This is a genomic window from Nicoliella spurrieriana, from assembly GCF_023380205.1.
Classification (GTDB): domain Bacteria; phylum Bacillota; class Bacilli; order Lactobacillales; family Lactobacillaceae; genus Nicoliella; species Nicoliella spurrieriana.
The window spans coordinates 1,514,370-1,527,909 of record NZ_CP093361.1; the positions used below are offsets into that span (position 1 = coordinate 1,514,370).

Consider the following 13,540-nt stretch of genomic DNA (forward strand, 5'->3'; position numbering starts at 1 on the left):
TTTAGAGAACTCCTTTTTTAATCAAATCAAGAATCGTATTCGGATATAATTGGTGCTCCACTGCATGAATCCTAGTGGCTAAATCATCAACATGATCATCTGGATAGCGCGGGACGCTTTGTTGAGCAATAATTTGACCCGTGTCAACCCCTGAATCAATGTAGTGAATCGTAACTCCGGTCTGTGAAACGTTAGCCGCATAGGCATCTTCAATTCCATGTAACCCGGGAAAGTTAGGCAGTAGTGCTGGATGGATATTAATGATTCGTTTGGGAAAGGCGTCCAACAACGTTGGTCCAATAATCCGCATATAACCAGCGAGGAAGATGGCTTTAACCCCCTCCACCCGCAGATGGTTTAAAATAATTTGTTCACGGTGTTGTTTCGTGGTTCCATGCTTTGCTTCAATTACCAATGCCGGCACCCCAAATTGAGCGGCCCGCTTTAAAACGTAGGCGTCATGATGATCACAGACTAATAATTTAATCTCAATCGGTAGCTGCGCCTTCGCGATCGCCTCAAAATTAGTCCCGTTTCCAGAAGCAAAGATTGCAACTGGTAGTCGGTCACCACTAGTTGATTTCAACTGCTTTTCGATTACGGTTCACCACCTTACCAATTTGATAGTATGTTTGCGACTGCGCTTTAAGATTTGCTTGCACTGCGGCGACCTTCGATGGAGGAACTACTAGTACCATCCCAATGCCCTGATTAAAGACTTGATCCATGTCACTAGTGTCTAAGTGCCCCCATTCCTGTAGTGCTTTGAATAGGTGTGGGACGGTCCAAGTCGTGCGATCAATTTGGGCCGTTAGATTATCTGGAATGCTCCGTGACAGGTTATCAGCAATTCCGCCACCGGTAATGTGGGCGATCGAGTGAATCAAATCAGCTTGAATCGATGGATTAACCGCATGGTAGTAGAGCTTAGTAGGGGCTAACAACGCATCGATTAGTGGTTGCTCAAAGCCAGGGTAGGTTTGATTAACGTCTAGTTTGGCATCTTGGATAATCTTGCGCACTAAGGAGAACCCGTTCGAATGAACGCCACTGGAAGCCAGCCCAATTAAAACATCGCCAGCTTGGACCTTATCAGCGCCGAGTAACTCATCCTTATCACCGATTCCGACTGCAAAGCCGCTCAGATCATAGTCACCATTCGTGTAGATGCCCGGCATTTCTGCCATCTCACCACCGATTAATGATAGTCCCGCTTGCTTACAACCATCGGCAACCCCAGAAACGATTGCCTTAATTTGAGTAGGGTTCAACTTTCCGATGCCGACATAGTCTAAGAAGAAGAGTGGTTCAGCACCCTGGGCTAAAATATCATTAGCACACATGGCCACTAGGTCAATTCCAATCGTCGTATGCCGGTCAGCCTGAATGGCTAATAATAACTTAGTTCCGACCCCGTCGGTTCCTGAAATCAAGACTGGGTTTTTGAACTTAGCAAAGCTGTCCTTGAGGCTGTATTCAGCGCCAAAGCCGCCGATGCCCCCAATTACATTCGCATCCTGGGTGGCTCTTACGATCGACTTAATTTGATCGACCGCCTTAGCACCACTTTCAATATCCACGCCCGCTTGTTTGTACTGGTCGGCCATCTAATCCATCCCTTCGTATAGGTGTAAGCGTTTTGCTTCACGCTTGTACATTGCTTCATAATCATAAAGTGGAGTGGGGTACTTCCCATCGAAGTAGGCGGTACATAAACCATGGTATTGGTTATCACACTTCAAACCAATTGAATCGATCAATCCATCCACACTCAAGTACCCTAGTGAATCCGCACCAATTTGGTCGCGGATGCCATCCACACTGTAGTTGGCACCAATCAATTCACTGGGTTTTTGAATATCAATCCCATAAAAACACGGGAACTTCAAATCAGGTGAGGCAATCCGCACATGAATCGACTTTGCCCCAGCATCACGAAGTAACTGCACGATGTAGCGACTGGTCGTTCCCCGAACGATCGAATCATCAACTAAGACGATGTCCTTACCCTCAATTACCGATTTAACGACCGATAACTTCATCGAAACACCCCGTTCCCGTTTCTTTTGGGTGGGTTCAATAAAGGTCCTGGCAACGTATTGGTTCTTGATCATCCCCATATCGTATGGAATGCCGCTTTCGTTAGCATAGCCAATGGCAGCAGACAGTGATGAATTGGGCACCCCTAAGACCACGTCAGCCTTAACTGGATGTTCACGGGCCACCCGCGCCCCCATTCGCTTGCGCGCCTCATGGACGCTAACCCCGTGAATTACGGAGTCAGGCCGGGCAAAGTAAATGTATTCCATGGAACAAACGGTTAGTTCGGTATCAGTTGTATAGTGACCAATTTTAATCCCATCACCATCGACCTTGATTAACTCACCTGGTTGGATATCACGAATGAACTCAGCCCGCACTTGATCTAGCGCACAGGTCTCACTACAGATAACAACACTGCCATCCGCACGTTTCCCCATTACTAATGGCCGCAATCCATTTGGATCAGAGACGGCATACATTGCATCGGTGGCCATTAAGATGTATGCAAAGCCACCACGCATTCGATTAGCAGCGTCCTTAATTTTATCGGTAAAGTTATCCATTTCCGAAACTTCAATTAAATCACCGAATAGCTCACTATCGGAGTCGGATTGAAACTGAACGCCCTTAGCACTTAATTCGCGCTTTAAAGTGTCAGCATTCGTTAGGTTCCCATTGTGTGAAATTGCAAAGTGATTACTAATGTTTTCGAATAAAAATGGTTGAATGTTATTAATACTGTGGCTTCCAGCAGTCGCATACCGAATATGGCCAATTGCCGAATTCCCGTTTAAAATTTCTAACGTTTGTGGATCTTCAAAGACCTGGGCCAATAACCCTAATCCACGGTAGCGATGAAGTTGGTTGTGATCGTTAGAAACGATTCCAGCCCCTTCTTGCCCCCGGTGTTGAAGCGCATGGAGTCCATCATATGTTAAGCGGGTCGCATCAGGGGTTCCCCAGATGCCGAACACACCACATTCATCGTTTAAACTTTTGACTTCATTAGCCATGAGAGTCCTTCCTTCCAAGTTTGTTTCATTTCATTAACATCTAATTTTAAATGATCGTTGCTAAGCTTTAGGTCTAATTGAACATCATCGGTCGTGGTTCCTAACATGGTCGCATGGCCACCAACTAGTTGTTCAAATGCAGCTTGATTTTGGCGTGCAACGGTAATCACGAACCGGGATTGGGTTTCTGAGAATAGTTGTTCACGGGTTAGATCAGTTTGCCCATTGAACCCGAGTTCATTATCAAATAACGTTTCCAAGAGGGTCACAATCACCCCCCCCTCACTAACATCATGAACGCTGTCAACTAAGTGCTTCACAATTGCTTCGTGAACTAATTTTTGATTGGTAGCTTCAGTAGCAAGATCAAAGTGTTCAATCTTACCGCTAATCTTGCCAGCCAACATTTTTTGAATTTCTGAACCGCTGTAGTCATCGAAGGTTGCACCCAATACGTATACTAATTCATCACCTTGCTTAGCACTGGAACGGGTAATAAATTGATTATCTTCAATCAACCCAACCATTCCGATCAATGGGGTCGGATAGATGGCTTGGTTATCAGTTTCGTTGTAAAGGGAGACGTTTCCACCAATGACCGGAGCATCAAATTGTTCACACGCCTTAGCAATTCCCTCGGCTGACTTACTCATTTCAAAGTAACTTTCGGGATCGTCTGGATTCCCGAAATTCAAACAATCGGTAATCCCAATTGGGATTGCTCCGCTAGCAACAATGTTACGCGCTGCTTCAGCCACTGCAATTTGGCCCCCCTGGAATGGATCCAAGTAAATATAGCGCGCGTTACAATCGGTGGTCATTGCAAGTGACTTTTTCGTCCCGCGAATCCGCACTACGGCTGAATCACTGCCCGGTGCTAACACGGTGTTAGCTTGAACCCGGCTATCGTATTGTTGGTAGACCGATTGTTTGGAAGCAATCGTTGCTTGGCCAAGCATTTGGTTAACTAGCTTGCCCAGATCAGCAAATTCAGGGATAAATGGATCCACATCCTGTTTGAACCGGGCTGGTTCAACTAGGGGGTGGGTGTATTCAGGAACGTCATCTACTAACGTCCTAGTGGGAATATCACAAACGACTTCGCCGTGTTGGGAAAGGCGATATTGCCCATCGTCGTTAACACTCCCGATGACGACTGCATCTAACCCGTACTTTTCAAAAACATCCAAGACGGTTTGTTCATGGCCCTGCTTAACACACAGCAGCATTCTTTCCTGGGATTCAGACAGCATAATTTCATATGGGGTCATCCCGGGTTCTCTTTGTGGGACTAAATCAAGATTTAAATCGACCCCACTGTTGGCCTTAGCAGCCATTTCAGCGGAGGATGAAACTAATCCTGCCGCTCCCATGTCTTGAATCCCGACTAAGATATCACTGTGATGATGGGTGATTTCTAAACAAGCGTCCACCAGTAGTTTTTCCATGAATGGATCACCAACTTGAACGGCAGAACGATCGGATTCTTCTTCCTTACTAAACTGACTGGAAGCAAATGTGGCCCCGTTGATCCCATCCCGGCCGGTCTTTGCACCCACGTAGATAATGGAATTCCCGGTTCCGTGCGCCCGACCAGCTTCAATGTCCTTTTGATCCATGATGCCAACACACATTACGTTTACTAATGGGTTGCCATCGTAGCACTGGTCAAAACTAATTTCACCACCGACGGTTGGAATCCCGATACAGTTACCGTAACCAGCAATTCCAGCAACCACCTTGTCCAATAAAAAGCGGTTTTTCGGGTTGGTCAACTCACCAAACCGTAAACTATCAAGCGATGCAATGGGCTTTGCTCCCATTGAAAAAATATCACGGATAATGCCACCAACCCCAGTCGCAGCCCCTTCGTAGGGTTCCACAAAGCTCGGGTGGTTATGGCTTTCAGCCTTGAACACAACGGCTTGCCCATCGTTGATGTCTAAGACCCCGGCACCTTCACCAGGTCCTTGGATTACTCGAGAACCCTTGGTCCAAAACTTCCGCAAGATCGGTTTGGAGTTTTTGTACGAACAATGTTCACTCCACATTCCGGAATATAAACCGGTCTCAGTAAAGTTTGGTAACCGCTGCAATAATTTGGTTGCAATTAAATCGTATTCGCCATCGGTTAAGCCCCAGTCTCGATACACTTTTTGGTCTCTAATTGCTTCTGGAGTAAGTTCGACTTGTTTTTGCACTGATATTAGCTCCTCACTTGATTTAAGATCGATTTAAACAACGTTAATCCATCGGTTCCGCCAAGAATCGATTCGACTGCTCTTTCTGGATGGGGCATCATGCCCAACACATTCCCAGCTTGATTAGTCACCCCAGCGATGTTATTCCGACTTCCGTTTGGATTATCTTCATAGGTAAAAACGATTTGATGGTTTGCCTGAAGTTGCTTTAAGGTTTCATCATCGCAGTAATAGTTTCCCTCACCGTGAGCAATTGGAATCGTAATCGTTTCATCCTTTGCATAGCCGTTCGTAAACATGGTCTGATTATTGACGACCTTCAATGGAGCCCAATCAGAAATAAATTCCATGCTAGTGTTATTTTGTAATGAACCGGGAAGCAGTCCCGCCTCCACTAGAATTTGAAACCCATTGCAGACCCCAAGGACCGGCTTACCAGCTTCAGCCATTTTTTTAACGGCTTGCATTGCAGGGGCAAATCTAGCAATGGCACCACTCCTGAGATAATCACCGTATGAAAACCCGCCGGGAATTAAAACGCCATCGTATTGGTCCAGATTTGTTTCATCAGATCTGACCATGTCAGCTTCTTGGCCGAGTGCATCATTAATTGCATAGTACATATCCCAATCACAATTGGAGCCGGGAAAACTAATTACAGCGAATTTCATTGGTATCTATCCTTCCTCTACTTCGTAACTGTAGGTTTCCATGTTCTGGTTCACTAAGAGGTCCTTACAAATGGATTCAACTACCTTGATGGCAGCTTCCTTACTATCAGCATTAATGTTAACTTCGAAAAATTTCCCCTGTGAAATCGATTCGATCGAAGTGTAGTTCAAACGATGGAGGGCGTTTTTAACTGCTTCTCCTTGGGGATCTAAAATCGATGGTTTATGGGTAACGTAAATTTTAGCTAGGTACATTTTTAATTTCCTCTCTATTTTAAAGCTGCTTGTAATTTAGATAAAATCTCGCGATAACCGGTCATCATGTCACCAGTTTGTTTTCTAAAGACATCCTTGTCCAATGATTGCTTCGTGTCAGCATCTAAGAGCCGGCATGAATCGGGTGAAATTTCATCAGCTAAAATGATCTGCCCATCATCGGTAATCCCAAATTCAACTTTAAAATCAACTAAAATAATGTTCATTGATTTAAATAACTTAATCATTAATTGATTTACCTTTAATGCAATCGTCCGCATCGTTACTAACTGGTCCTCAGTGGCGATGTCTAACGCCTGGGCATCCGAATCATTAACCATTGGATCATGCAATTCATCACTCTTAAAGAAGTATTCAACCACTGGTTTAGTCAGTGGGCGTAGGTAGGTCGTCCCAAACCGCTTTTGAAAGTGTCCAGCAGCTAGGTTTCTAATTACCACTTCCAATGGAATCATCTGCACCCGCTTGTTCAACTGGTCGGTCGCATCCAGTTGGTTAACAAAGTGCGTAGCAACGCCAGCTTGGTTCAAATAGCCAAAAATCAGGCTGGAAATTTGATTATTAACGGCCCCCTTGTCTGGGATCAATTCGTTACGTTCCCCATCACCAGCGGTGGTGTGATTAGTGTAGTGAACCCGCAATACGTTCGGATCGTCAGTGGTGTATAATTCTTTGGTTTTGCCTGAAGCTACTAATGATGACATGGGTATGAACTCCTTATTTAAATTGATTAACTTGTTCTAACAACTTTGCGATGGAATCGCCAACGACCGTTACGTGGCCCATTTTCCGACCAGGTCTGATTTCAGCCTTGCCGTAATCATGAAAGTGCCATTCGGGATGCGTCGGAAGTGCCTGCCTAGCAACGGTCAGGTTATCACCCAATAGGTTCACCATCACTGCTGGATGGTCCTGTTCGATGGTTGGAATTGCCAGTCCGCAAATACTTCTAATGTGGGCCTCAAATTGAGAAATGTTACAAGCCTCAATTGAATAGTGACCAGAGTTATGGGGTCTAGGGGCTAGCTCATTTACTAGTAGCGTGCCATCTTCCATTAAGAAGAATTCAATCCCTAATACGCCCACTAATTCTAAGCGATCGGCAATCTTGGTGGCAATTTGGCTAGCTTGTTCGTGAACCGTGGTGGAGACGCGTGCTGGAACGATGCTCGTGTGTAGGATGTGGTGTTGATGGATGTTTTCACTCAACGGGAATGGAATCTTCTTGCCGGTCACGTCCCTAGTCACCATAATTGAAACTTCCTTTACGAATGGTTGTTTTTGCTCAAAAATCCATTCCCGGTCGTTCAATTCACCAGCGGCTTTTTCAACGTCACTTTGGTTATTAATATCAATTTGGTCGTGTCCATCATAACCACCTTCACAGGTTTTTAAAATTCCCGGAAAGCCAATTTCACTCACCGCCCGCTTTAAATCAGCAGCGGTATTAACGGCAGCAAAATTAGTGACTGGAATGTGATGCTCCTTTAAGAAGTTTTTTTCATGCAGCCGATGACTCGTAATTGTTAATTCATCAATGGCCTGTGGAACATCCACTAAGTTCGTGACCTTGGCTAGGGCTGCTTGATCAACATTTTCAAATTCATAGGTTAGAACATCCGCCCGTTGGGCTAGCTCTTGAAGCGCTGCTTGATCATCGTAATCCGCAACAATTTGGAAATCAGACACCTGAGCCGCAGGAGCATCCTTAGTCGGGTCTAAAATACCGACCTTATAGCCCATTGATTTAGCAGCCAGGGCCATCATTTGGCCTAACTGGCCACCACCTAAAATTCCGATCGTAGCGGGTGGTAAAATCGTCTTAATTGAGTTGGTCATTGCTCTTAATTGCCTCCTGAGTCTGATTAGTTCTAAACTGAACTAATTTTTGGTTAACGGTGTCGTTATGCAATGCGATAATTTGAGCAGCTAAAATCGCTGCATTTTTAGCCCCTGCATCGCCGATTGCAACGGTAGCCACCGGCACCCCTGATGGCATTTGGACCATCGAAAGGAGTGAGTCTACTCCATTAAGGGCCTTCGTTTGAACGGGAATTCCAATCACCGGAAGGGTAGTATTAGCAGCCATCATCCCTGGCAGGTGGGCAGCCCCACCAGCAGCAGCAATGATCACCTGATAATGTTCGCCTTTTGCTTGCGCACCAAATGTCTGTAACTGTTCGGGCATCCGGTGAGCAGAGATGACATGTTTGTCATAACTAACTCCTAGGCTTTCTAGCATTTCAGCAGTTTGCTTAACTACTGGCCAATCTGAGATTGACCCCATTACGAGTGCAACTTCCATCAAAAAAGTCTCCTTTACTAATTGGTACCTTAATAATAACAATTGGAACGAATTTCGTCAACAAAAACACGAACGTTATCATTTAAGTTTTCTTTTAAAGTTCGGTTTATTTTAAAGAAAAGATTATAAAAATGCAAAAAAATAACGCCCGGTTGGGCGTTATTTTTATTTACGGTTGCTAAAAGCAGTATTCAACTTACCGAAATCAATCGTTCCCAATCCAGTTGCTTGGTTGTAAAGCTTACCGGGTTGGCCAGTATAATAAAGATTATTGTTATTGGTGTCACTATCGAGCGGTGTAAATGGTGAGTCGGCTCCCTTAGCGAACTGATAAATCTGCGGATTCCAAAAGCCCATTCGCTTCCCCTGGGCACTGTTAATAACCGCAGCCATTCCAGCAATTTGGGGCGTTACTACACTCGTCCCACCGGTAACGTACCACTTTCCATTATAGTAGGATGCATATCCGGTATTCGGATCAGCATTAGCCACCACGTCCGGAACGTTTCGGCCGGAGTGCTTCCCGGTAACCACAGTTGGCTTATTCAACCGTTTTAAATAGCCATTGCCATATTCCCAAATTTGGCTAGCCCGGAACGTCCCTACGCCACTGAAACCAGCTTGGTAACTTGGGACCGGATTATAAGAACTAAACCCGCCCCCGCTTCCTGCAAAGTAACTAGCCACCCACTTAGCGGGGTTCCTAGCAGGTGTTAACGTGGCATCAGCATCAAATTTAGGGTAAAGGTAGTCACTACTCCAGGCGCGTTCCTTGCCGATGGTATAGTGCTTCCCATTAATGGTGTAATTTCTAGGCAACGTCGTCCCACCCACAGCGGTAACATAGGGCGAAGTGGCTGGGGTATCCGTCGTTAGTTTTGGATACCGATTCTCACCCATCCCATCGTAAGCTCCGTTATCACCAGTGGATGCAAATACGCTCATCCCCTGGCTAGCTGCTTGTTCAAACATTAAGTTCAAAATTTGGATGTAGTTTGCCGGTAATAAGCCCAGCTTAATTTGGTTCCTAACCTGGTTTTCACTCTGCCCCCAACTAATCGAAAGGCTACTAACTGCATTTTGTGAAACCGCGGTGGCCAATGAATTGATCATCCCAGATGCAGAAGCATTACTTTCATAGACGTTGATGTTAGCCTTAGGGGCCACTGCTCCCGCCTGCTCAACGTCCATTGCAGTCTCATCTTGTCCGGAATAAGAACTTTTCCCGATCTGATAAGTTTTGATTCGGTTGGCCTTAGCCGGAATGCCCTCTTTTTTCCAAAACTTAGTGGCATCACTCGGCTTAAACTTTGCAAACGAAATAATCCCAATTGTTTGCCCGGCACCAACATGGTTTTTGGAGTAAAGGGCTCCAGCATTATAAGTATCCATGAATTTTTGTGGTGTACCCTGATAGGTGTTAATATCACTGGTTTCTTTCGATAATTTATCGGAAGCCATCCGGCTAGAATTTAAATAGGTATTGTTGTTTAGTCCAAAGATGCCCATTACCTTAGCACTCACTGAATACGGTAGCTGATACTTACGGTTGGCCTTTTGATAGCTATCTCCTGGCACCTTGATATTTTGGAGCTTAATCTTAAACGCCCTTTCGACGTTCTTGGTCTGCCCAGTTAATTTAAGAACCAAATTACCGGAATAGACGCTGGTTTTGATGTGATATTTTTGGAAGTACTTTTTAATCTGCCTAACCGATCGATCAGATTGACCGTATCGTTTGGCGAATTGCTTGGGGGTTAAATACTTCCGATAGTTATCATTTCCGGGGGTAATCGTTTGATTCACGTATTCATCTAGTTGGCCCTTGGCCCGGGGGGTTAAAATCAAATTAATGGTTTGCTGCTTAGTCGCCTTAACTGCCGTCACCTTTTTATTACTGGCAGCACTGGCAGTAGTTGGTTCATTGAGACTAGTCATGCCCACTAGTGAAATTAGGGCGACTAATCCCACCTGAATTACTTCATTAAAGATGCTTGAATGGTTATGTGTGATTTTAATCAATCCTCTCGATCCTCTTCTTTTTGACGCTTTAACTTTTGTTTGGTTTTAATAATAATTATCGTTGTCAACGTTACCTGTAAAAGAATACAAACAATGATCCAAGTCGTAATAATCTGAACTTCACTAATGTTTAGACTCATGGTAATTATAAAAGTAGCAAGAACGACAATTATGATAAATACGGTTAACCAAATATAATCTTTTTTGCTCAACGAACCACCATTTCTGCTTTTTATTATTTGATTATGATAATATCTGTTAAAATACAATTATACTATATATTATTCAGTTTGACTAAACAAGAGAGGGGTAATAAGTTACTATGTTTAAAGATTTTAAAGCATTTATTTCCAGGGGGAGCGTCATCGATATGGCAGTCGGGATCATTATTGGTTCTGCATTTACCGGAATCGTCCAATCCCTTACTAAAAACTTGATCAATCCATTAATTGGGATTTTCTTGGGTAAAATCGACCTATCAGGAATTGTATTCACCGTTGGCAAGGCCCACTTTATGTTAGGAACCTTTTTGAATTCAATCATTAACTTTCTAATCATTGCGTTCGTGGTCTTTATCATTATTAGGGTTTTTAACAAGGTCACTAATCGCAATACTGCTTCTAAGCCCAGCACTACCGATCAGTTATTAACTGATATCAAGGGCATTTTGGAAAAAAGCCAGCCCAATGACGATCCAGCGAATGCTACCGCTGCCGATGCGGAAGACTCATCATCTGAGAATCCAAGTAATGGCTCAGCTGCTGATAAGTCTGCAGCAGCAAATCACGGAACTAAAAAGTAAGCATGGATTCGATAAAGGAAGGTTAAGTTGTGATAATTACTGCAGGAATGATTGGGGTGGGTAAAACCACCCTAACTGGTAAAATTGCCAAGCACTTTGGCAGCCGTCCGTATTACGAACCAGTCGGTGAAAATCCGGTGCTCCCGTTGTTCTACCGGGATCCAAAGCGCTATGGATTTCTGCTCCAAATTTTCTTTTTAAATAAGCGGTTCCAAATGATAAAGCGCGCGAAGCGCAATCCACATAACGTCTTGGACCGCTCAATTTATGAAGACCACCTGTTCACCCAGCAAAACCATCTGGATGGTAATATTTCGAATCAAGAACTTGCAATCTATGATGAATTATTAGCTAATATGTTGGGCGAGCTCCGTTCAATGCCCACTAACCATTCAGACTTAATGGTTTATTCATATGCGGACTTTGATACTGTACTTAGCCGGATCAAAAAACGAGGCCGTGAATATGAACAATGTGATAATGATCCACAGTTACAAAATTATTACTATCGATTATGGCAAGCATACCAAAAATGGTTTGCGGAATATGATGAAACTCCCAAAATCAAAATTGATTTACAAACGTACGATTTAGCGAATCCCAACAACGTTCCAATCGTGTTGGGGCAAATTGATGATGCGGTGAGTCAATTTAACGTTTAATTTACCAAAAACAGGCCTTAGTTTAAAAACTAAGCCCTGTTTTTTTAATTATAATCAAAATAACTATTCATTTAACGTGGCTAATACCTTTCCATAAATGGCCATTGCCAACATTAAATCATCAATTGGTTGAAATTCATTTGCTTGGTGCATCGTATTCTTTGTCCATGGGAATAACGCCCCAAAGGCCACCCCACGTTCCATCAACCGGGCAAACGAACCACCACCCACTACGTGTGGCTTAGCGTCAGTTTCACCGGTTAATTCCTTATAAACTGAAATCAAAGTTTTGACGAATGGATCATCAGCAGAAACAAAATGTGGTCCCATATCATCTTCTTGGGTCACATTGCCAGCAGTGGCCCCGTTAGTCAACCCACGCTGAATGTCAGCAGGGCCCATTCCCTTTGGATATCTAAAGTTAGTGTTGACCATGCCGCCATCTTTAATGTCATAGCGCATAATCCCAACGTTCATGGTTAAGTCACCCATTACATCGTCAGTAAGGTTAATGCCCAACTGATGGCCCCTTGAATCATCATGCAGCTTATTGGCAATGAACGAAACAAAATGCTTCGCATCCCCTGAAAATGGGTATTGATTTAGGAAGGTCGCTAAATAGGTTCCCGCATTTACCCCATCATCTGGTTCCATTCCATGGGCCGACTTTCCAATCACGTGCAATTGAAGGCCGCCATCGGTTAGTTCAGAATCACCGCTAACTGGATAGTGATCTAAGAACTTAGTAAAGTCATCTGAGACCCGTTCGTTATCATCTGATTCCACCACTGCAAATGCATCCCGTGGCACCATGTTATCGCGTAAGCCGGCTTTAAAGGTTCTGAGCGTAAATTCAGTATCTTCTTCCCCGGCATTGTGACCACTAAAGGTTGTTACAAAGGTAGTATTCCCCTTTTCACCGTTAATCACCGGAAATTCAGCATCTGGTGAGAACCCTAAATCAGGGGCTGGTTCGGTCTTTAAGTAGTGTTTGATGCCGGTCCAATTGCTTTCCTCATCGGTACCAATCAGAAAGCGAATTCTAAACTTGGGCTGAATCCCGGCATCCTTTAGCATCCGCAAACCATAGTATGCAGCTAGCCCCGGCCCCTTATCATCAGAAGTGCCACGACCATAAGCAACATTATCCTTAATCGTTAGTTCAAATGGATCGGTATTCCAACCTTCACCAGCTGGCATCACATCGGCATGCACAATAATCCCAAGGGTCTTATCGCCATCCCCATATTCAATGTAGCCGGCTAGATTATCATAGTTCTTGGTCTTAAAGCCATCCCGTTTCCCAATTTCCAAATACTTTGCCAATGCAGCGGCGGGACCCGGTCCTAATGGAAATTCATCACTTGCGTGTGCATCATCACGTTCACTATCAATTGATACTAATTCCTTTAGATCATTTAGATAGTCATCTTGATATGCTTTCGCCCTTTGTTTCCAATCAACAGTCATAAAAAGTAACCTCCTTAATTTATGTAACTGGTTTCATTTTAGCATAACTTCCAATGGTTGCCATGTTTAAAGGTG

Annotated in this window: 13 protein-coding genes; 2 read left to right on the plus strand and 11 right to left on the minus strand. The window is 44.1% G+C overall.

Translation table 11 applies throughout. The annotated features are described in order from the left end of the window. Position 1: 1 nt before the first annotated feature. From purN to MOO44_RS07700, 10 genes are all read right to left on the minus strand, one after another. Positions 2 to 586, minus strand: a complete 585-nt coding sequence (gene purN / locus MOO44_RS07655) for a phosphoribosylglycinamide formyltransferase (protein ID WP_260116545.1) — start codon at positions 584 to 586, stop codon at positions 2 to 4. Next, positions 573 to 1,607, minus strand: coding sequence for a phosphoribosylformylglycinamidine cyclo-ligase (purM, locus tag MOO44_RS07660; RefSeq protein ID WP_260116546.1), 1,035 nt, complete (start codon positions 1,605 to 1,607; stop codon positions 573 to 575). Before purM ends, purN begins: the two co-directional genes overlap by 14 nt. Beyond that, a complete protein-coding gene (gene purF, locus MOO44_RS07665; RefSeq protein WP_260116547.1) occupies positions 1,608 to 3,056 on the minus strand; it encodes an amidophosphoribosyltransferase in 1,449 nt (482 codons plus the stop codon). Then, positions 3,032 to 5,257, minus strand: a complete 2,226-nt coding sequence (gene purL / locus MOO44_RS07670) for a phosphoribosylformylglycinamidine synthase subunit PurL (RefSeq protein WP_260116548.1) — start codon at positions 5,255 to 5,257, stop codon at positions 3,032 to 3,034. Before purL ends, purF begins: the two co-directional genes overlap by 25 nt. Before the next feature lie 5 nt (positions 5,258 to 5,262). Then, on the minus strand, positions 5,263 to 5,928 hold the full coding sequence (gene purQ, locus MOO44_RS07675) for a phosphoribosylformylglycinamidine synthase subunit PurQ (RefSeq protein ID WP_260116549.1): 666 nt from the start codon (positions 5,926 to 5,928) through the stop codon (positions 5,263 to 5,265). A gap of 6 nt (positions 5,929 to 5,934) precedes the next feature. After that, positions 5,935 to 6,183, minus strand: coding sequence for a phosphoribosylformylglycinamidine synthase subunit PurS (purS, locus tag MOO44_RS07680; RefSeq protein WP_260116550.1), 249 nt, complete (start codon positions 6,181 to 6,183; stop codon positions 5,935 to 5,937). A gap of 14 nt (positions 6,184 to 6,197) precedes the next feature. Continuing rightward, on the minus strand, positions 6,198 to 6,908 hold the full coding sequence (gene purC / locus MOO44_RS07685) for a phosphoribosylaminoimidazolesuccinocarboxamide synthase (RefSeq protein WP_260116551.1): 711 nt from the start codon (positions 6,906 to 6,908) through the stop codon (positions 6,198 to 6,200). Positions 6,909 to 6,921: 13 nt separating this feature from the next. After that, a complete protein-coding gene (purK, locus tag MOO44_RS07690) occupies positions 6,922 to 8,043 on the minus strand; it encodes a 5-(carboxyamino)imidazole ribonucleotide synthase (RefSeq protein ID WP_260116552.1) in 1,122 nt (373 codons plus the stop codon). After that, entirely contained in the window at positions 8,027 to 8,512 is a 486-nt protein-coding gene (gene purE / locus MOO44_RS07695) for a 5-(carboxyamino)imidazole ribonucleotide mutase (RefSeq protein WP_260116553.1), read from the minus strand. The genes purK and purE overlap by 17 nt, the downstream gene beginning before the upstream one ends. Positions 8,513 to 8,674: 162 nt before the next feature. Continuing rightward, on the minus strand, positions 8,675 to 10,531 hold the full coding sequence (locus MOO44_RS07700; protein WP_260116554.1) for a S53 family peptidase: 1,857 nt from the start codon (positions 10,529 to 10,531) through the stop codon (positions 8,675 to 8,677). A gap of 322 nt (positions 10,532 to 10,853) precedes the next feature. Here MOO44_RS07700 and mscL point away from each other — a divergent pair, with 322 nt between their 5' ends. Both mscL and MOO44_RS07710 read left to right on the plus strand, forming a co-directional pair. Beyond that, positions 10,854 to 11,333, plus strand: coding sequence for a large-conductance mechanosensitive channel protein MscL (mscL, locus tag MOO44_RS07705; RefSeq protein ID WP_260116555.1), 480 nt, complete (start codon positions 10,854 to 10,856; stop codon positions 11,331 to 11,333). 47 nt (positions 11,334 to 11,380) lie between these two features. Then, a complete protein-coding gene (locus MOO44_RS07710) occupies positions 11,381 to 11,995 on the plus strand; it encodes a deoxynucleoside kinase (protein WP_260117329.1) in 615 nt (204 codons plus the stop codon). Positions 11,996 to 12,058: 63 nt separating this feature from the next. On the opposite strand, the gene pepV is transcribed toward MOO44_RS07710, so the two are convergent. Next, a complete protein-coding gene (gene pepV, locus MOO44_RS07715) occupies positions 12,059 to 13,465 on the minus strand; it encodes a dipeptidase PepV (RefSeq protein WP_260116556.1) in 1,407 nt (468 codons plus the stop codon). Positions 13,466 to 13,540: the final 75 nt, after the last annotated feature.

Excerpts from the sequence above, each read along its gene's own strand:
- purS (WP_260116550.1), bottom strand. The coding sequence starts at position 6,183 with ATGTACCTAGCTAAAATTTACGTTACCCATAAACCATCGATTTTAGAT.
- mscL (WP_260116555.1), top strand. The coding sequence starts at position 10,854 with ATGTTTAAAGATTTTAAAGCATTTATTTCCAGGGGGAGCGTCATCGAT.
- purF (WP_260116547.1), bottom strand. The coding sequence starts at position 3,056 with ATGGCTAATGAAGTCAAAAGTTTAAACGATGAATGTGGTGTGTTCGGC.
- purK (WP_260116552.1), bottom strand. The coding sequence starts at position 8,043 with ATGACCAACTCAATTAAGACGATTTTACCACCCGCTACGATCGGAATT.
- purC (WP_260116551.1), bottom strand. The coding sequence starts at position 6,908 with ATGTCATCATTAGTAGCTTCAGGCAAAACCAAAGAATTATACACCACT.
- purQ (WP_260116549.1), bottom strand. The coding sequence starts at position 5,928 with ATGAAATTCGCTGTAATTAGTTTTCCCGGCTCCAATTGTGATTGGGAT.
- purM (WP_260116546.1), bottom strand. The coding sequence starts at position 1,607 with ATGGCCGACCAGTACAAACAAGCGGGCGTGGATATTGAAAGTGGTGCT.
- MOO44_RS07710 (WP_260117329.1), top strand. The coding sequence starts at position 11,381 with ATGATTGGGGTGGGTAAAACCACCCTAACTGGTAAAATTGCCAAGCAC.
- pepV (WP_260116556.1), bottom strand. The coding sequence starts at position 13,465 with ATGACTGTTGATTGGAAACAAAGGGCGAAAGCATATCAAGATGACTAT.